Genomic DNA, 17,215 nt, shown 5'->3' on the forward strand with positions numbered 1-17,215 from the left:
TGTACTGTTATTTTTCGTTAAATCTTTACCTTTGGTGTGGTATTTGGAAATACTAAGAATAATTATTAAAGAACATGAAAAAATATATTATTGCCGCAAGTTTAATGATAGGAACAGGAGCGGTATTATCTACAATTACTCACTCTTGCTCGTCTATCGCAACCAGCGATTTAGGATTATCAATTATAAAAAACATTCTGCTAAAGGGTATTGATAAGGGAGCAGGAATTTATGGTAACAGAGACGCATTTCTTCAAAATAATCTTGTAGATAAAGCGTTACCAAAAGAATTAAGAGATATTAACTCAACACTAGAGAAAATAGCTCCTTCCCTGGTAAAAAAAGAAAGAGAATATATTGCTGATGCTGCCGTATATACTGTAAACATCTCCAAACCCATCTTACAAAATGCAGTTCACACCTTAAACGCTCAGGATGTTACAAGAATTATTCAGGGAGAAAAAGGTACAGCCACTCTTATTTTAAAGGAAAAAACTTCTCAACAGCTTATAGCAGCCATTTCCCCAAAAGTAGAAGAAGAGCTTAACAAATACGGAATTGTAAAAACAATCAATACGGCTTTGTCCGGAAGTAATCTATTGGGAAGCCTTCTAGGTGGAAACAAATCCAGTGTAAATGCTGGTGGATTAAGCACATTAGCTTCGGAACAATTGGTGAACGGAATGTTTAATATCATTGAAGACTACGAAGTACAAAACTCCAAATCCCTGTTGGGACCACTTGGTAAATAGAAAAAAAATTGCTATATTTATATATAACTTTATAATTGCAGATGGATATATTACAAGGAAATCAACACGCAAGCCCGGAAGATTTTTATAAATCTTTAAAGGCTAAACTGGAAGATCACCACGATTTTCCGGAAGATTATTTATTCAAATTTATCATTCCCACAGATCAGGCGAAACTTACAGAAATATACAAGGTTTTTGACGGTATCAAATTCACATTAGGAAACCGTGAAAGCAAAAACGGAAAGTATACAGCCTGTAACATCAATGCATTTGTTTTAGATGCCAATCAGGTCGTTACGATCTATCAAGAAGTCTCAAAAATAGAAGGAGTAATCTTATTGTAATAAAAAAGTCAGCAATGTTGCTGACTTTTTATTTTATATTTCGATTATTTTTCAACGAAATTTTTCACATTCTCAATAGGTCTTCCCAATATCGCCAACGAGCCTTTTATTAAAATCGGACGTTGAATCAAGGAGGGGTTTTTAGACAAGACTTCAATCCAGGCTTCGTCAGAAAGTTGTTTCCCTATAAAGTTATCCGTATACAATTTATCTGTTGCCCGAATAAGGTAAGAAACATCTTTCCCAAGTTTCTTCAAAACCGTTTTTATCTCTAAAACACTTAGTGGATCTTTAATAATATCAATAATCTCAAACGGAATATTATTTTGCGTCAAATAATCTAATGCCGCATTTGATTTTGAACAATTTCCATTGTGTAAAACTTTAATCATCTTTTTAATAGCCTTTGGTAAATGTATTAATCTGTAAAAAACAGCTTAACAACTTTACAATTTAACAACTTCTCATTTAAAATAAGCCGTTCAGTTCAGCTTCTATTTTTTCCAAAATAAAACCAAAATCTTCAGGTTTTTCAACAAAGTCTAATTCATCAACTTCTATCACAAGAAGCTTTCCTTCCGTGTAATTAGAAATCCACTTTTCGTATTTCTGATTAAGCTTTGATAGATATTCTATACTGATTGAAGCTTCGTATTCTCTTCCTCTTTTGTAAATTTTCTTTACCAGATTCGGAACATCAGATTTTAAATAAATCAATAAATCCGGGGCAGAAACAAAAGTCTTCATCAGGCTGAATACTGAAACATAGTTATTGAAATCCCTGTCTGACAAAAGATTCATATCATTCAGGTTTTCAGCAAAAATATGGGCATCTTCATAGATCGTACGATCCTGAATAATATTTTTACCGCTTTCTCTGATTTCTTTTACCTGACGAAATCTGCTTCCCAGAAAGTAAATCTGTAAGGCAAAACTCCACTTGCTCATATCGGCATAAAAATCTTCCAAATAAGGATTATGATCCACATCTTCAAATTGAGCATCCCAACCGTAATGTTTGGACAACATTGTAGTCAAAGTCGTTTTTCCAGCTCCAATATTTCCTGTAACTGCAATATGCATTTTGTATTGTATTAACTGATGATTATAAATTATCTACACCAAGCGACTGAACCTCCGAAACTTCCTCTATAAGCTTAATTAAATCCGGTTGTTCTTTCTTTTCTTCAGATTCCTCAGAATTTTTATTTTCTTTTTGTATTGGTTCCGGTTCCGTTTGATGTTTAGTTTCTTTGCTATTTTCCAGCGTGTAAAGATAAAGTTTGTTGGCTTTGATTTCAAAATATGCCAATGTGTTTTTATCCACAATTTGTGCATCAGGATCTTCAAAAATCTTAACTAATTCTTTATCTGAAATGTATTTGAAAATCGTATTTTTAGCCACAATCAGGATCATATCGTTTTCCCTTCGGAAACGTTTCCCGTTTTCTACGTCGGCCTCAAAAAGTTTTTCAAATTTGAGCGTATACACTCTGAATTGTTTTTTAGTCAAAACATAGACCTTATTGTCATACACTAAAAGATCAATAAGATCGTCGAAATTAGCATCAAAAGGATAAGAATTGATGGTGGTTTCATTCCTGAAATTATACTGTAAAAGACGCTTTGTACTTTCATCTAACAGCCAGATCTGCTGTAAATCTTCTGCATAAGCATACTTTATAAAGCTGAATTTTTGTTTAAAGTCTACCCGTTGTATTTCATTCAGATTCTGATCTACAAATTTCAGTTCCTGAGCATTTTCAGAAAATAATGCAACACTTAGAGGATTTTGAACATTCTGAGGTTTAAAAGGTACAGTAAGCATCATTTTCCCGATCTGCTTTCCGGTAGAGTCGTATTTTGTAAAGCTAAAATCTTTGTTTTTATAAATGTACAGACTGCCATAATCGTCGGCAAGCATATCTCCTGCTTCCTTAAGTTTCAAACTATCTAAAGGAAGAATTTTCTGTGCAGACAATGAACAGAAGAAGAAAAATAATATGATATGTAAAAACTTCACTCAGTTTTTTTAATACGGTCAATATACTGAAAATATCTAACTCAAAAAGATTGCCAAAGGTAATGGAATCCTTTTTAAAATTTACTACTTAAAACAATCATTTTATTTCAGTTTTTCATAGCAATTTCAAATGTTTTTGACCAGTTTTTACCGGTAATCAACATATTATTTCCTTTAAAGGCAATTCCATTCAATACATGTTCCTGATTTCCTGCCATATTCTTTTCTGTAATTTTCGTAAAATCAAACTTACCGACAACTTCCCCGGTATCAGGATCAATTTTCAAAACTATAGGCTTAAACCAAACATTGGAGTAGATAAAACCGTTATGATATTCAAGTTCATTCAGTTTATCATAAACTTCTTTATTTCCAGCAACAGAAACGGTTTTCACCACTTTTGAAGGATCATTCACATCCAGAAAATACAGATGATTTGAGCCATCCGTTGCCACAAGATTTTTCCCGTCGTAGGTCAGTCCCCAACCTTCAGCAAGAGCATTTGGCAAAGGGAATTCGGATAGTTTTTTAAATGTATTTTTATCATAAACAAATCCCAATCTGTTTTTATAGGTCAATTGATAAATTTTATCTCCTACAATTGCACAACCTTCAGAGAAGATATCGTTTGTCTGTTTTTCAGTTACCATCGGTTTGGTTTCTCCCAATGTATATTTTATCAGCTGAGAAGAACCTTCAAGCCCATCACTTTCGTACACCGTATTTCCTTCCAAAAGAAATCCTTCTATAAAATGAGTTGGATCATGGGGATATTCCGTCACGATTTCATACTCTATATTTTTCTCAGGAGCTTTGGTAAAAACATTGATGGTAGCATCCTGATTCAATGTTTCTCCGTTTTTAGTTTTTATGACGAAAGTCACTTTATTATCTCCTAATTCAAAAAACTTTGGATCAACCTTTAAATTAGAGGTTCCTTTATCTCCAAAACTTATGGTGATTTTTTCTGCATTGTCTGTAATTTCTTTAGGAAGCGTCAATTGATCCCCAAAATGATACTCTTTTGATTCCATAGAATCATTATACCCTTTTAAAGAACTAAGCATTTTATCTTTATCATTACAAGACATCAACATGATCATCGATGTGAAACAGACTAAGAGATTTTTCTTCATGAATTATTTAATCTTTCTTCAAAAATAGTGTTTTTCCTTTACTAAAAATAGCGCTCCCAAGGAACGCTATCTTTATATTTTGATGTGCTTACGAATTTGTTATTTAATAACAACCTCGTATATTTTTGACCAGTTTTTACCGGTTACCAGCATATTATCACCTTTAAAAGCAATTCCGTTTAATACATCATCACTTCCTTTTGTATTTTGTTTAGCAATATCTGTGAAATCGAATGTTCCCACTACTTCTCCGTTGGCAGGATTGATCTTTAAGATAATCGGTTTTTGCCATACGTTGGCATAGATAAATCCATTATGATATTCAAGTTCATTCAGCTGATCATAAGCCTGAGAACTTCCTGCAACCGCGATGTATTTTACCAGTTTTGAAGGATCATTAGCATCTAAAAAGTACAAAAGTTTACTTCCGTCAGAAGCAATCAGGTTTTTACCATCATAAGTTAATCCCCAACCTTCTCCAAAAACATTCGGATAAGCAAATTCCTTAATAAGCTTTAAAGAGCTTTTATCATAAATATATCCTTTTTTGCTCTGCCAAGTCAGCTGATATACTTTATCCCCAACAATGGTGCTTCCTTCAGAAAAATCTTCCTGAGCCTGTTTTGTAGAAGCAAGAGGAGTTGTAGTTCCCAACGTATATTTCAGGATTTGTGAAGAACCGTTTTGCCCGTCACTTTCATAGATGGTATTGCCTTCAATCTGAAAACCCTGTACGAAGTTTTTAGGATCGTGAGGATATTCCGCTACAATTTGGTACGTTAAGTTTTGTTCAGGATTTTTTGCAAAAACATTGATCGTAGCATCCTGATTAAGAGTTTCACCTCCTTTCTTTTTTATGTTGAAAGTAACGGCATTATCACCTAAAGTAAAAAATTTCGGGTCTATCGTTAAATCTGAAGTTTCTTTATCTCCAAAGCTCACCGTAATGCTCTCCGCATTATCTGTAACTTCTTTTGGAAGGGTAAGTTTATCACCAAAATGATATCCTTTTGCCTCCATAGAATTGTTATAATCACTTAAAGTACTTAAGATCTTTTCATCTTTATTACATGAAGCTAATAACAAAATTGCAGCAAAACCTGCTATGATATTCTTTTTCATTGAATTTCTAAATATTTCCCCCAAAAATAGCAAAATTTATTCCGCTTTACTAATTTCATCAATATGTTGACCAAATTGTAATATATATCCATTATTGTCATAGATTGCAAATTCTCTCATTTCCCAATCAAAGGTTTCAATTTCGTAACAGATTTTGGTTTTGGTCTTCAAATCCTCCCAAAGTTCATCTACCTCATCTACAGTAAAATAAAAAGATCCACTAAAAGCGATTCCATTAAAAGTTTCATGTTGATTCGGTTTGGTCAGCATAATTCCTACTCCGTTTTTCTCCAATGAAGCCCATTGCCATTCATCATTTCTTTCCTGTAAGGTAAAGCCCAGGATTTGAATATAAAAACCAATCGTGTCATCCAGGTTTTCTGTCCATAATATCGGACGAAGTGCTTTGTATTTTGACATATTTTTACTTTTCAAAATGAGGTTTCAGACTCTGACCAATAATTCCGTTCCAACCATCCGCAAAAGCTTCTCTGGAAAAATTTGCTCCCAATTCTTTCAGGTTATCAATATCATCATGAATAAGTGTAACAAAAGTTTCTTCTCCCTGTTGTTTCAATTCCCAGGTTACGGTTGTAATTCCGTCAGATAGTTCAGGATAAGACCAGGTATGTTTCAGTTTTTTGTCAGGAATTATTTCTAAAATTTCACCTTGATGATGGTATTTTTTCTCATCTCCGGGTTCATAGAAATTAAAAACATGTCCTGTTTCCAATTCAAAATCGGAAATATCGAAATACCAGGATTTCATCTCCTGCTTATCCGTCAAAGCTTTCCAAACTTTTTCAACCGGAGCTTTTATTTTGTATTGAACGATAATGGGAATACTCATTTTATTTTTATTTAAAAGGTCTGTTTTTACAAATCAATTACCCATGAGAAAAACCTGTAATTTTTGCTTCATCAAAATCTAGCTGCATCTCAATGGTTCTCATGACATGGTCATCAAATATTTTTTCACGTTTTAACCGATGAAGTTCGTTTCTCTGTGCCTGAATAATTTGTCTCATCACCTCTTTATTTTCGTTCATCGCCGTTACATAATCTCCTGTGGTAGCCATGCATTGTACTTTATCTGCCATCATCATCATTTCATTTTCCAGCTTATGTTTCTGATGCTGTACAAGACTGTTTTTTCCAGCCAATTCAGAGAAATCATCATCCAGTTTTTGCAAAGCCATTTCTTTCAGCTTTCTCAATAGAATGACTTCCTGCTTTTCCTCCGGCAATTCGCTTCCTGCATCACTGATTTTCAAAAATTTTAAAATAGGGGTAAGAAGCAAACCTTGTCCTACTAAAGTAATCAATATGATCACAAAAGTGACAAACAAAATAATATTTCGGTGCGGAAAGGCTTCTCCATTTGGTAAAAACGCAGGAATAGATAATGCTGCTGCTAAAGAAACCACTCCTCTCATAGCCGCAAAACTGATAATGAACGGTTCGCGCCAATCCGGTTTCGGAACTTTTAGCCTTAATTCTTTAGAACAAAGCCTTGGAAAATACATCAAAGCATAGCTGTACAAAATTCTGGTGAAAATAATCGCTCCTCCGATGATAACACTATAGAAAATCCCTTCAGAAATGGTATACTCTTTCATTCCTGCCACGACAATCGGTAATTCCAATCCGATGAGAATGAAAATAATCGTGTTCATTAAAAAGATCAAAACGCTCCAAACATTTCCCGATTGAATCCTTGAAGTATGGCTTAAATAACAATGTGAATTATAAGACATCAGCAACCCTCCTGCAACCACAGACAATACTCCGGAAAAATGGAAATGTTCCGCTCCTACATACATGATATAAGGAACGATTAGTGTAATAATGGTATCAATATTCGAGTTGGACGGAATAATTCTTAGCAAAGCTCCGAAAAGCAATCCAGATCCTACTCCAATCGCTATTCCACCGATCGCCATCGTGAAAAAGTCTTTTACCGCTTCTCCAAAAATGAACTGCCCGGAAATTACCGCTGCTAAAGCAAATTTAAATACAATTAAACTCGAAGCATCATTAATCAAACTTTCTCCTTCCAGAATACTTGTAATTTTCTTTGGAATCTTCATATGTTTCAACACTGAAGTTGCAGCGACAGCATCAGGTGGAGAATTGACTCCTCCTAATAAAAATCCCATAGCTACTGTAAGTCCCGGAATAATGGATGATGACAAATACGCTACCACAATGGAGGTTAAAAACACCAATCCGAAAGCCATAGAAAATATCTGCTTTCTCCATTTATGAAAATCCTGCCACGAAGTAAACCATGCCGCTTCAAATAAAATTGGCGGAAGAAAGATAAGGAAAACCAAATCCGGCTCTATCTCAATATGCGGCATCCCTGGAATAAAACTTATCAGCAATCCAGCAATAACAAGAAATATCGGATAGGCTACTTTCAGCTTCTGCCCTATCATGACCAATATCATCACAGACAGCAATACCGCGATTGATATTATAACATATGTGTGAATCATTATTTTGTGTATTTTTTAATTATTTTTTTTGACTTATTGTTTTTATTAGAGGCTTTCACTTCAATTAAAGCACAATATTATTTTTCGGAGCAATGGCAGGAGGAAGATCCGTTTCATCCAACATATCTCTCATATCAATTTCTATGGTACGACTGATTTGAGTAATCGGAACATCGTTCGGACTTCCTTCAAAAGGATTAACAGAAGCCTCTCCTACACTATCCAGTGTATGGAAACACCAAGTTACCAATAATGAAAAAGGGATATTAAACCACAAGGTAAATCCTTCTAACACCGTTCCATCACCCAGTTTATCAAATTCTTTTAATAATCCAAAGGGAACAAAAGCAATGAAAAGCAATAAAAGATAAGTCGTAATCGAAGAAAAATTTCTAGGATAAGGAAAGTTTTTAATTCTTTCTGCTTTTCCCTGATTGTCCGTAAATTTTACCAACTGCTGATTAATCTGCGTCCACTGAAAATCATTGATTTCTCCTTTTGCATATGCTTCCGACAACACACTGCTTTGTTTAGCCATCAATTGTGTTGCTCTGTTTTTTTTACTCAAAATATATTGAAGTTCATCTTCCGAAAGATATTTTTTCAATTCTTCATCCAGCTTGGAAAGCTTTTCCGGAATGTCATATTTTTGTGCATACTCATCGAACTGAGCAGTAGACATATTTTCCCAGGCTCTTGATTCCCGAAGCTGAAAACGAAGTGCAGTAAGCCATGCATAATGGCGCTGAAACATTTCTTTTACTTTACTTGAATTTTTTGCAGAAAGCGAATCCCTTAAAATATATCCAAAACTACGGCTGTCATTGATGATTGCTCCATAAATCTGTCTGGCTTCCCAAAGTCGGCTGTAACTTGCATTATTTTTAAACCCCACGATAAATGCAACAGCAGTTCCCATAATCGCGATCGGCTGCCATGGAAACGACAGAAAAGTATATCCTAAAAAATACAAAACGGTAGGAATTGTTGATAAAACAGCTAAACAAAGAATACTTCTCTTCGTCCAGACTATAAATTCAAGGGCTCCAAATCTTTTTCCTGAGTGCATAAGTGATGATTGGTTTTTAATTTTTTTATCTTTTTCAAAAAAGACCTTTTAATTTTTCGTAAACGGGATATTGTTATAAAAGCCGATCTGAATCTGTCCTCTGTTTTTAGTCTCCTGAATCTGATTCATATATCCTGCTTCAATTCTCATATTTTTATTAATAACATACCCTAAAGCTCCATATACCCGGTTTCTGTCAAAAGTAGGACTGTTAAAATGCAGAAAAATCTCATTATAAACAGAACCATAAAAAGTTTTAGGCAGTATTTCTTTATTATTAATCGGAATATTCAATCCGATCAGATATCGAAACCTCATCCTGAAATCATCCTGCAGAAAGCGCTCTTCTAAACGGTAACGATGCTGAAGATTAAAACGTCCGAATTTCTGTTTGGTAATATATTGCTGAAAAATTCGGTGTTCTATATTTTCAGTTTTTTCGCCATTCACATAAGGCTGGCTGAGTATAAAACCATATCCCAACAAAACATTGTTATTATTTTCCGTCAGGTCGTATCCTAAACCTGTACGAATTAAAAGTTGCTCCAAATCTCCACCCGCATCAAAATTACGGTACTGAACCTCATTATGCCAGTTTAGTTTTTTACTGATTTTATTGTTTCCCAAATACATATACCAAGCGCCCAAATCATTTTTCTGTGCATGCGAAAAGGTAGCTCCCAAAGTAAAAATCCCTGCAACCAATAATTTTAAAACCTTCATTCTTTATTTTTTCATTATTAAAATCTATCAAATAACTAAATTCAATATTAATTATCAATAATAAGCAAAATATATTTTTTATGAAAGTTTTCCTGTCTGTTTAAAATCAGCCAATAACTTTATACTCAAATTTAGAGATTTTTGAAATGCAAATGCATATAAAATAAAAACCGACAGTTTCTACCGCCGGTTTGTTTGTATTGTATTTATTTTTAAAATAAATATTAAGGATGTTGTTGCATTTTAGCAGGATCATCATAGTTTACCATCCAGTTGATTCCGAATTTATCGGTAAACATTCCGAAATATGCTCCCCAAAATGTATCTGCCATTGGCATTGTTACCATCCCACCTTCTGATAAGCCTGCAAATAATTTATCTGCCTCTTCTTTTGAGTCCGCATTAATGGAAATTGAAAAATTATTTCCTACTTTATACTGGGATGCCCATTCACCTCCTGTATCGCTTCCCATCAAAACTGTTTCTTTAGAAATAGGAAGAGAAACATGCATAATTTTGTTTTTATCTTCTTCAGACATTTCTCCGCATTCTTCAGATGGAGGCATTTCTCCAAAAGTTCCGATGTATGGATATTCTCCACCGAAAACAGATTTGTAAAAATCAAATGCTTCTTTACAATTTCCGTTAAATGTTAAATAAACGTTTACTGACGCCATAGTTTTTTATAATTTAAAGTTTTAGGTTCGAGGTTTATTGTTGTTCAGATACACTCTTCAATTTTGAAAGTCCCTTTTGATAATCTTTCCCAATAGCATCTTCCATATTCATAAACAACTTCATGATCGTAAAAGGATAAGGAATTTTTGAAGTAAATCCCCAAGTTGCCTTGCTTCCGCTTCCTTCAGGAGTTACGATAACATAAGCGTTCGCTTCACTTTCGTAAGGAGTTAAAAATTTAATTTCAGTATCAATTCTTTTATTCGCTGCATCCACTTTTTTCACTTCCTGACATCCTTTTCCAGCATTCTCATTTTTACTATCCCAGCAAACTTTTTCTCCCGGATTACCAGTTACCCCGCTCCATTCTTTTTTCATGTTGGGATCCAGATCATTCCATGGACTCCATACATCCATTGCTTTCAGAGTACTGGTATTTTGCCAGACTTTTTCAGCAGGAGCATTGATAGTTATCGATTTTTCATATTTACAATCTCCGGAAATAAACGCGGCTATAATAAGCAATACGACTAGTATTAAAGCCAGCCCTATAAAAATTCTTTTTATTGTTTTCATCTGTTTATTTTCTAATTTTTTATGGTCAGATGGAATAGCCTCAAATAATCTTCCCTTTGAGTATATGGCATTCTTATGGCTATTTCATGATTATTTTAATTGAAATTTATCTGTGCTGATCTATTAAAATCATATTTCCATCAGGATCTTTCAGGAAAATATGTTCAGGACCTGAAGTCGTTTCATCAGCTTCTTTATCCAGTTCTACTCCTTGAGTTTTTAAATGTTTCTGAATATCACGAACATCATCAAAAATCTCAAGATTTTGTGCATTTTGATCCCATCCCGGATTAAAAGTCAGCATATTTCCATCAAACATGGCCTGAAAAAGCCCGATTAAATGATCTCCGTTTTTCATGATCAGATAATTATGCTCCATATTTCCACCCATTGAGCTGAAGCCCAATTTTTCATAGAAATCTTTCGATTTTTGCAGATCCTTTACACTTAAACTTACTGAAAATGCTCCTAATTTCATCCTTTATTTTTATTTAAAGCCAATTTATAACCTACTAACACCAATCCCCAAACTGCGATTCCTAATACCCAGAACCAGACAGGAGTCGGAAGCATCGCCAAATTAATAATGGTGATGATCACAAAAATAACTCCCCCGATTATTGCATATTTATTTTTACCGTCATTCGCAATCTTGGTCGAGACAAATCCTACCACCAAAGCAGCCAGAGCATAAGCAATAATTACAAAAAACAGCGCCATAAAAGGTGCATTGGGAATATACTCCTTCATTGCTTCCATGTCATCGCTTTTCATTCCCGCAGGTAACGGATATAAATAATGTCCCAGCATTTCTACAGCCGCAACAGTAAGCGAACCGGCAACGATTCCGCCTATAACAGCTAAAATTCTTTTTAACATGGTTTATTGATTTTTTATACGGGTTTTAAAGTCTAAAGTTCCGTCATAGCTTTTCCAGTCACCTATAAGTTCGATATATTGACCTTCAATTTTTTCGGTGGTTTTATTCCATTTAAAAGTATAAATGAATTTTCCTTTAAGAAGTCCGGAATGTTTTCCTTTGTTTTCTTCTGCAAGTTCGTAATTTCCATACACCGTTCCGCTCTTCTTATTGTCTTTGTATTTGGTGATGGTAAATTTACCTTCAAATTTGGCGTACACCTGATCTACAAGAGAATATCCTGAAACAAAATACTCCTGATCATTTTTTTTATTTTGCTCTGAAATATTGATTTTCAGTTTAATCTGCTCTTTTTTATTTCCAATGGTCCCCCAATAAGGTTTACTGTTATTCAGCCAGACAGATGAAATATCAGGCATTTGGGCAAAGAAAAAATTAGAAATAAGAATGAGGAATAGTAAAGCTTTTTTCATGGTTTTTAATATTAGTTTGAATATAGTTTTAGATGATCCTCAAAAAAATTCATGATAATACTTACACCCCGAATTGTGCCAAATGATGGTTCAGATGTTTTGCAAACATATTATTCCACTCCTGAGAAGAAAGTTTGCCAAACGAATGTGATTCTTTTCCATCAAAAGCAGCTGCTCCGAGTTGTTGGGTTTTCTGAATGAAACCAATTAATCTTTTCTTTTCGTCTTCAAAATTCTTTCTTCCTTTAATTAAAAACTGAGGAGCCGTAGGAGAATCTCTAGGATAAGCCTTCTCACCCACTACTTTAGGTTTTACAAAGCTTTTTAAAATAAATTTTGCAATAGCACCCGGTTTTTTATGTTTTTCCGGTTCATAAACCATCTCGTAAGATACACTACAATGTGCTAACATTTGATCAACCGTCATTTTTCCCCAAAGACCATGAGTGTCTTCTACAAGATTATTAATTCTATCAATGTAATTCTGAGCATCTTTGATATCAAATACGTTTTCCATAGTTTATGTAATTGTTGAAAAACAAATATATCAGTTTTTTCTTTTGCTTTTTAATTATTTTTAAAAATACAAATAAGCCACTGATAAACAATTATTTAAAATCCATTTTAACGTAACAGAAAAATACGAATTATTATTTGATTAGACTTCTGTTTCTTCGTTCTCTGAAAAATTACCGGAGTCATCTTTTTCGGGCTTTACAAATCTGAACATCAGCCAAAGTTTGATCTTCAGCGCAATCCATCCTAACAGAATATAAATGATTAAAAGAATCCCTAAATGCTGCAAATAAGGATAAGTAAGCTCTACGGAGCCTTTTTGAATCAATAAAATTTTAAACGCCTGCAAAAAAGGAGTCAAAGGGATAATATTCGCAATAAACTGAACAAAAGCAGGCATTGAACTTAAAGGCCATGTAAAACCGCTGATAATAAAAGCCGGAGAAGCAATGACCATTAAAATCTGAGTTGCCTTTAATGCATCAGGAATCAGTACGCTTACCAACACTCCGAGAAAAGAAACCGATCCTACGAAAAAGCTTGTGATTAAGATAAAATTGAGAACTCCTTCCGGCATTGGAACTTTAAAAATCATGTGCATGAAATAGTACATTCCTACAATAAGGATAGAAAAAACCCAAATAGGAATTACTTTGATTAACATCGTAGGAAACGCCCATTTTTTCATTTTTGCATATTCTTTGATGAAGGTTCCGCCCTGAAATTCTGATGCAAAACTTACAGCCATAGCCAGAAGAATCACCTGCTGTAAAACGACAGCGAGCATTGCCGGCCACATGAAAATCAGGTAATTTCCTGTTGTATTGAAAAGTGTGATATAATTGGCCTTAAAAGGCTCGTACTGGGTAACGGCTTTGCTTGCAGGCATTCCCGCTTTCTGCAGTCCTTTAATGGAAACTCCTGCCGAGAATGTTCCTATGGTTAATTGTAATGCTTTTGAGGCAAAATTTGCAGTCAAAACATTTCCTGTATTCACATATACATTAAGCTCAGGATATTTTTTCTGAAGTATGGATGCTTCAAATTTTGCCGGAATAATAACCACCGCCGCAGCTTCATGTTTTATAACCTCGTCCTTCATGCTGAATGGTTCCTGCAAATAACGGATCACTTTAATACTTTTGTTATCTTCCAGCATTTCTGTTAATTGATTAGATAAAGGCGTATTGTCTCTATCGATCACCAAAACAGGTGTATTTTCTACTTTTCCGCTTTCATAAACAAAACCCAACAATGTCGCATAGAAAACCGGCGCCAAAAAGAAAACGGTTCTCAATGTAGAATTGCCGATAAACAGCTTGAATTCTCGTTTTAAAAGTCGGAAAAACTCTTTCATATCTATTTCAGGATAACGTTTGAATTAACAAGGATGTCTTTAGCTTTATTCATATCCATAGGTTTTACTTTAATTTCATAAATTGCATCCTGCAACTGATAATCCGGGTATGCAGTAGTAATGTCTGCATATTTTGTCAGCTGTTTGATATATAAAATTTTCCCCTCCAGATTTTCTTTATTATACACAACCTGCATGGTAACAGTTTGTCCTTTTTTGTATTTTGAAATCTGACTTTCAGGAACGGTAAATCTGAAAAAAGTACTTTCCGGAATATAACCGTTAAACAAGGCATAACCGGCCGTCGCCAATTCTCCCGGATTCAGGCTGATCGTTTCGATTTCCATATCATTGGTAGCAATTACATATCTTTCAGAATAAGCTACATTGGCTTCCTGCAAAGCACCTTTCGCCTGAGAAGCTTGTCCTGCAGCCATTTCCACTTTTTCGAAACGGGTACCTCTCTGTACATCATCCAATTCGGCAACCACAGCATCATATTGGGCTTTTGCACCTTGCATTTTAGCATATATCTCATCATAAGCCTGTGGAGACATTAAACTGTCCCGATACATATTGGAAGCTCTTCGGAAAGATTTTTGAGCAAAATCATATTGTTCTTTTAATCCTTTATATTTTGCCTGCAACTGTTTCATTTGGTCAGCTGTAGCTCCGTTTTTAGCCATTTGCTCCTGAGCTGTGGCTGCACTTACGGCACCTTGAGCCTGAGCAATTTTTGCGGATACTTCGGGAATATCCAAAAGTGCCAAAGTATCGCCTTTTTTCACGGTCTGCCCTTCTGTAACGTATATTTTTAAAATTCTTCCCGGCACTTTCGGCGCAAAAGAAATAACGTCTTTTTTAGTTTTACCTTCGGAATGGTTCAGTTTTTCGTTCTTTTTATTGCAGCTTGTCAATAAAAACAGAACAGCAAGCACGAGGGATATATTTTTTTGCATCATTTCGAATTTAAAGTATTAGTAAAATTTAGTAATATCCAATTCCTGAGTAGATCTCATCAGTTCTATTCCTGCTCTTCTCTGATTAAATATGGTATTTTGATATTCAAGTTCGGCAATTTCAAGATCATTCTCCGCATCGATGAGTTGTGAAGATTTGCTCATTCCGTATCTGAATTCTTTTTCAGCCTGAACCAAAGCATTTTTTGCGAGTTCTTTTTCTTTAGCTTTCAAAGTAATCTGAGCGGTTGCAATATCATAATTGGTTCGATTATTCGCTAAATTTAACGTGAGTTTTTTTAAAGCATCTTCTTTTTGATTCTGCAGAATTTCTTTTCCTATTTTCGCAGTTTCTTCAGCATGTTTTCCTTCTTTACCATCAAAAACCTCCCATTTAAAGCCAACTCCAGCTGTAATTAAAGGAAGAATATTAATATTGGTAGGTTTCCAGTCTAATTTTGCTCCTCCATACCCAATTTCAGGAATGGCCGGAATTATATTTTCCGACGTTTTAATTCTGCTTCCGTACAGTCCGATATAATAAGCCGAAGCCATTAACTGAACTTTAGGAATCATCCACGTTCTTTCTGCTTTTATTTTATAATCTGCCGCAACAATCCCATGATTGAGAGCCTGAATTTCGGCTCTTTGTTCAATGCCTTTTTCAGCAGTCAATATTTCTACCGGTTCCAATACAGGCTCTATCATTTTCAGTCTCTCTTTGCTGATTCCTGTAAAAATATAAAGCTGGGTAAGAAGCAGTTCTTTTTTACCCTCGTATTCGACTATTTTAGCATTTAAAGTCGCTTGAGCAAGTTCAATTTTTTTATGATCATAAGGAGTTATCAAACCATAACCTAATGCTTTATCTGCAGTTTTCCTGTTAATATCTAATCTTTTTTTACTTTCATCCAACACTCTTTTCGACTGATGAATCAAAGCTAATTGATCATATGCTTTTGAAACATTGGCCGTCACTTCATCCTTGGTTTTGGTAAGCAAAATATCTTCGGACAGTTTCTTTTCTTCAATCGCTTTTTTTAAATACTTTACTTTTCCTCCGGAATACACCAACATCTTTGCATCGGTTTTGGCGATACCTGAAAACCCTGAAATATTTAAATTATTATTGAAATACCCTTTCGGAATCTGGATAAACGGAGTAAGATTGATTTCCGGAGAGGTCAATCGAGCTGTTGCATTGAGATAACCAACCTGTCCGCTGACTTCCAATGTAGGAAGAAAAACATCTTTGAGTTTATGTTCGTCAAGATCGGTAAGTTTGTTTTGGGTGATCTGCATTTTGAGGTCCGAATCCCGAACCATCGCACTATCTAAAAGCTCCCGAAAATCCGGCGCCGACTGTGCCCAACTGAAGGCTGGAAATAGTAAAAAACCAAACGTAAAAATCAATAAATTGTTTTTCATGGTTCATGTTTCTAACAAATATAATATAAAAAATCCTGAAATCCCAGAATAAAATTCTATTAACAGTGAATTTTAAATAAATTTAATTTTGATGCTTTTCTATAAAAAACTCCTCTCAAAAATTTGAGAGGAGTTTCTATATAGTACCATCTATTTTTGAACCGCTTTCTTCATTTTTGCATCCGGACGCAACACTCTGTAGCGAACTTCCAGATCTTTCGGAACATAAAATACTAAAGGTAATTTGCTGTTATATCTTACAATCTCCGGTTGAAGAGAAACAAATTTCTGAGTCTTTTTCTGATCAGGACATGCCATCAGAGTTCCTCCGGTTTCTCCGTTCGATTCTACTTCATAGTAGTTATAACCCCAACCCTGTAAATCCTGGGTTTTCATATTTCCCATCAGGAAATATTTGTTACAATCCAACATTTTTTCTTTTCCTACGAAGAACTCAACCTTTAAATCATTTTCACTTTTTGCTACAGGAAGCTGAATATATACTTGTTTATAGCCTTCCTTAGCTTTTGGAAACATTTCAATCTGTAATTTCTCGAACTTTTCAGTCTTCTTTTGTGCAAAAGCATTCACTCCTGCTACCATTGCCAAACCTACCATTAATGTCTTTGAAAATTTCATATTTTTTGTATTTAATTTTTACTAATTCTCTAAAGC

At 34.6% G+C, this 17,215-nt stretch carries 22 protein-coding genes; 2 read left to right on the forward strand and 20 right to left on the reverse strand.

Annotated features, from left to right (window positions below; genetic code table 11):
• Positions 1-74 precede the first annotated feature (74 nt).
• Together LV842_RS03240 and LV842_RS03245 are read left to right on the forward strand one after the other, a co-directional pair.
• On the forward strand, positions 75-752 hold the full coding sequence (locus LV842_RS03240; protein WP_233110019.1) for a DUF4197 family protein: 678 nt from the start codon (positions 75-77) through the stop codon (positions 750-752).
• A gap of 41 nt (positions 753-793) precedes the next feature.
• Complete coding sequence (locus LV842_RS03245; RefSeq protein WP_233110020.1) at positions 794-1,099, forward strand: DUF493 family protein; 306 nt, start codon at positions 794-796, stop codon at positions 1,097-1,099.
• A gap of 44 nt (positions 1,100-1,143) precedes the next feature.
• On the opposite strand, the gene LV842_RS03250 is transcribed toward LV842_RS03245, so the two are convergent.
• The 20 genes from LV842_RS03250 to eco form a co-directional block, all read right to left on the reverse strand.
• Complete coding sequence (locus LV842_RS03250) at positions 1,144-1,491, reverse strand: ArsC/Spx/MgsR family protein (protein ID WP_233110021.1); 348 nt, start codon at positions 1,489-1,491, stop codon at positions 1,144-1,146.
• Positions 1,492-1,567: 76 nt separating this feature from the next.
• On the reverse strand, positions 1,568-2,182 hold the full coding sequence (locus LV842_RS03255; protein WP_233110022.1) for a deoxynucleoside kinase: 615 nt from the start codon (positions 2,180-2,182) through the stop codon (positions 1,568-1,570).
• A gap of 22 nt (positions 2,183-2,204) precedes the next feature.
• Positions 2,205-3,122 (reverse strand): hypothetical protein, encoded by a 918-nt coding sequence (locus LV842_RS03260; protein ID WP_233110023.1) that lies wholly within the window; start codon positions 3,120-3,122, stop codon positions 2,205-2,207.
• 107 nt (positions 3,123-3,229) lie between these two features.
• Positions 3,230-4,258: a glutaminyl-peptide cyclotransferase gene (locus LV842_RS03265; RefSeq protein WP_233110024.1), complete on the reverse strand. Its 1,029-nt coding sequence runs from the start codon at positions 4,256-4,258 to the stop codon at positions 3,230-3,232.
• Positions 4,259-4,357: 99 nt separating this feature from the next.
• Complete coding sequence (locus LV842_RS03270) at positions 4,358-5,380, reverse strand: glutaminyl-peptide cyclotransferase (RefSeq protein WP_233110025.1); 1,023 nt, start codon at positions 5,378-5,380, stop codon at positions 4,358-4,360.
• Between the two features lie 36 nt (positions 5,381-5,416).
• The gene (locus tag LV842_RS03275; RefSeq protein ID WP_233110026.1) at positions 5,417-5,800 is read right to left on the reverse strand and encodes a VOC family protein; all 384 of its coding nucleotides are present in this window, start codon (positions 5,798-5,800) and stop codon (positions 5,417-5,419) included.
• Positions 5,801-5,804: 4 nt separating this feature from the next.
• Positions 5,805-6,230 carry an SRPBCC family protein gene (locus LV842_RS03280; protein ID WP_233110027.1) on the reverse strand — a complete coding sequence of 142 codons (426 nt, stop codon included), beginning with the start codon at positions 6,228-6,230 and terminating at the stop codon, positions 5,805-5,807.
• Positions 6,231-6,267: 37 nt separating this feature from the next.
• Positions 6,268-7,881, reverse strand: coding sequence for a Na+/H+ antiporter (locus tag LV842_RS03285; protein ID WP_233110028.1), 1,614 nt, complete (start codon positions 7,879-7,881; stop codon positions 6,268-6,270).
• Positions 7,882-7,945: 64 nt separating this feature from the next.
• A complete protein-coding gene (locus tag LV842_RS03290) occupies positions 7,946-8,950 on the reverse strand; it encodes a bestrophin family protein (protein ID WP_233110029.1) in 1,005 nt (334 codons plus the stop codon).
• A gap of 48 nt (positions 8,951-8,998) precedes the next feature.
• Entirely contained in the window at positions 8,999-9,673 is a 675-nt protein-coding gene (locus LV842_RS03295) for a DUF2490 domain-containing protein (protein ID WP_233110030.1), read from the reverse strand.
• Positions 9,674-9,897: 224 nt separating this feature from the next.
• Positions 9,898-10,350, reverse strand: coding sequence for a VOC family protein (locus LV842_RS03300; RefSeq protein ID WP_233110031.1), 453 nt, complete (start codon positions 10,348-10,350; stop codon positions 9,898-9,900).
• Between the two features lie 34 nt (positions 10,351-10,384).
• Positions 10,385-10,927, reverse strand: coding sequence for an SRPBCC family protein (locus LV842_RS03305; protein ID WP_233110032.1), 543 nt, complete (start codon positions 10,925-10,927; stop codon positions 10,385-10,387).
• Positions 10,928-11,033: 106 nt separating this feature from the next.
• On the reverse strand, positions 11,034-11,405 hold the full coding sequence (locus LV842_RS03310; protein ID WP_233110033.1) for a VOC family protein: 372 nt from the start codon (positions 11,403-11,405) through the stop codon (positions 11,034-11,036).
• Positions 11,402-11,806 carry a hypothetical protein gene (locus LV842_RS03315; RefSeq protein WP_233110034.1) on the reverse strand — a complete coding sequence of 135 codons (405 nt, stop codon included), beginning with the start codon at positions 11,804-11,806 and terminating at the stop codon, positions 11,402-11,404. Before LV842_RS03315 ends, LV842_RS03310 begins: the two co-directional genes overlap by 4 nt.
• Before the next feature lie 3 nt (positions 11,807-11,809).
• Positions 11,810-12,280, reverse strand: a complete 471-nt coding sequence (locus tag LV842_RS03320; RefSeq protein WP_233110035.1) for a hypothetical protein — start codon at positions 12,278-12,280, stop codon at positions 11,810-11,812.
• A gap of 61 nt (positions 12,281-12,341) precedes the next feature.
• Positions 12,342-12,797, reverse strand: a complete 456-nt coding sequence (locus tag LV842_RS03325; RefSeq protein WP_233110036.1) for a DUF1569 domain-containing protein — start codon at positions 12,795-12,797, stop codon at positions 12,342-12,344.
• Between the two features lie 141 nt (positions 12,798-12,938).
• Positions 12,939-14,153: an ABC transporter permease gene (locus LV842_RS03330; protein ID WP_233110037.1), complete on the reverse strand. Its 1,215-nt coding sequence runs from the start codon at positions 14,151-14,153 to the stop codon at positions 12,939-12,941.
• Positions 14,154-14,155: 2 nt separating this feature from the next.
• Positions 14,156-15,112, reverse strand: a complete 957-nt coding sequence (locus tag LV842_RS03335; protein ID WP_233110038.1) for an HlyD family secretion protein — start codon at positions 15,110-15,112, stop codon at positions 14,156-14,158.
• Between the two features lie 18 nt (positions 15,113-15,130).
• Positions 15,131-16,540, reverse strand: coding sequence for a TolC family protein (locus tag LV842_RS03340; protein WP_233110039.1), 1,410 nt, complete (start codon positions 16,538-16,540; stop codon positions 15,131-15,133).
• Positions 16,541-16,690: 150 nt separating this feature from the next.
• The gene (gene eco / locus LV842_RS03345) at positions 16,691-17,179 is read right to left on the reverse strand and encodes a serine protease inhibitor ecotin (protein ID WP_233110040.1); all 489 of its coding nucleotides are present in this window, start codon (positions 17,177-17,179) and stop codon (positions 16,691-16,693) included.
• Positions 17,180-17,215 lie beyond the last annotated feature (36 nt).

It is taken from the genome of Chryseobacterium gwangjuense (genome assembly GCF_021311115.1).
Classification (GTDB): Bacteria; Bacteroidota; Bacteroidia; order Flavobacteriales; family Weeksellaceae; genus Chryseobacterium; species Chryseobacterium gwangjuense.

Bases quoted from the DNA above. Each gene is read 5' to 3' on its own strand.
- LV842_RS03340 (WP_233110039.1), bottom strand. From the start codon at position 16,540: ATGAAAAACAATTTATTGATTTTTACGTTTGGTTTTTTACTATTTCCA.
- LV842_RS03240 (WP_233110019.1), top strand. From the start codon at position 75: ATGAAAAAATATATTATTGCCGCAAGTTTAATGATAGGAACAGGAGCG.
- LV842_RS03280 (WP_233110027.1), bottom strand. From the start codon at position 6,230: ATGAGTATTCCCATTATCGTTCAATACAAAATAAAAGCTCCGGTTGAA.
- LV842_RS03250 (WP_233110021.1), bottom strand. From the start codon at position 1,491: ATGATTAAAGTTTTACACAATGGAAATTGTTCAAAATCAAATGCGGCA.
- LV842_RS03320 (WP_233110035.1), bottom strand. From the start codon at position 12,280: ATGAAAAAAGCTTTACTATTCCTCATTCTTATTTCTAATTTTTTCTTT.
- LV842_RS03285 (WP_233110028.1), bottom strand. From the start codon at position 7,881: ATGATTCACACATATGTTATAATATCAATCGCGGTATTGCTGTCTGTG.
- LV842_RS03245 (WP_233110020.1), top strand. From the start codon at position 794: ATGGATATATTACAAGGAAATCAACACGCAAGCCCGGAAGATTTTTAT.
- LV842_RS03290 (WP_233110029.1), bottom strand. From the start codon at position 8,950: ATGCACTCAGGAAAAAGATTTGGAGCCCTTGAATTTATAGTCTGGACG.
- LV842_RS03330 (WP_233110037.1), bottom strand. From the start codon at position 14,153: ATGAAAGAGTTTTTCCGACTTTTAAAACGAGAATTCAAGCTGTTTATC.
- LV842_RS03275 (WP_233110026.1), bottom strand. From the start codon at position 5,800: ATGTCAAAATACAAAGCACTTCGTCCGATATTATGGACAGAAAACCTG.
- LV842_RS03315 (WP_233110034.1), bottom strand. From the start codon at position 11,806: ATGTTAAAAAGAATTTTAGCTGTTATAGGCGGAATCGTTGCCGGTTCG.
- LV842_RS03265 (WP_233110024.1), bottom strand. From the start codon at position 4,258: ATGAAGAAAAATCTCTTAGTCTGTTTCACATCGATGATCATGTTGATG.
- LV842_RS03270 (WP_233110025.1), bottom strand. From the start codon at position 5,380: ATGAAAAAGAATATCATAGCAGGTTTTGCTGCAATTTTGTTATTAGCT.
- LV842_RS03300 (WP_233110031.1), bottom strand. From the start codon at position 10,350: ATGGCGTCAGTAAACGTTTATTTAACATTTAACGGAAATTGTAAAGAA.
- LV842_RS03305 (WP_233110032.1), bottom strand. From the start codon at position 10,927: ATGAAAACAATAAAAAGAATTTTTATAGGGCTGGCTTTAATACTAGTC.
- eco (WP_233110040.1), bottom strand. From the start codon at position 17,179: ATGAAATTTTCAAAGACATTAATGGTAGGTTTGGCAATGGTAGCAGGA.
- LV842_RS03325 (WP_233110036.1), bottom strand. From the start codon at position 12,797: ATGGAAAACGTATTTGATATCAAAGATGCTCAGAATTACATTGATAGA.
- LV842_RS03255 (WP_233110022.1), bottom strand. From the start codon at position 2,182: ATGCATATTGCAGTTACAGGAAATATTGGAGCTGGAAAAACGACTTTG.
- LV842_RS03295 (WP_233110030.1), bottom strand. From the start codon at position 9,673: ATGAAGGTTTTAAAATTATTGGTTGCAGGGATTTTTACTTTGGGAGCT.
- LV842_RS03335 (WP_233110038.1), bottom strand. From the start codon at position 15,112: ATGCAAAAAAATATATCCCTCGTGCTTGCTGTTCTGTTTTTATTGACA.
- LV842_RS03310 (WP_233110033.1), bottom strand. From the start codon at position 11,405: ATGAAATTAGGAGCATTTTCAGTAAGTTTAAGTGTAAAGGATCTGCAA.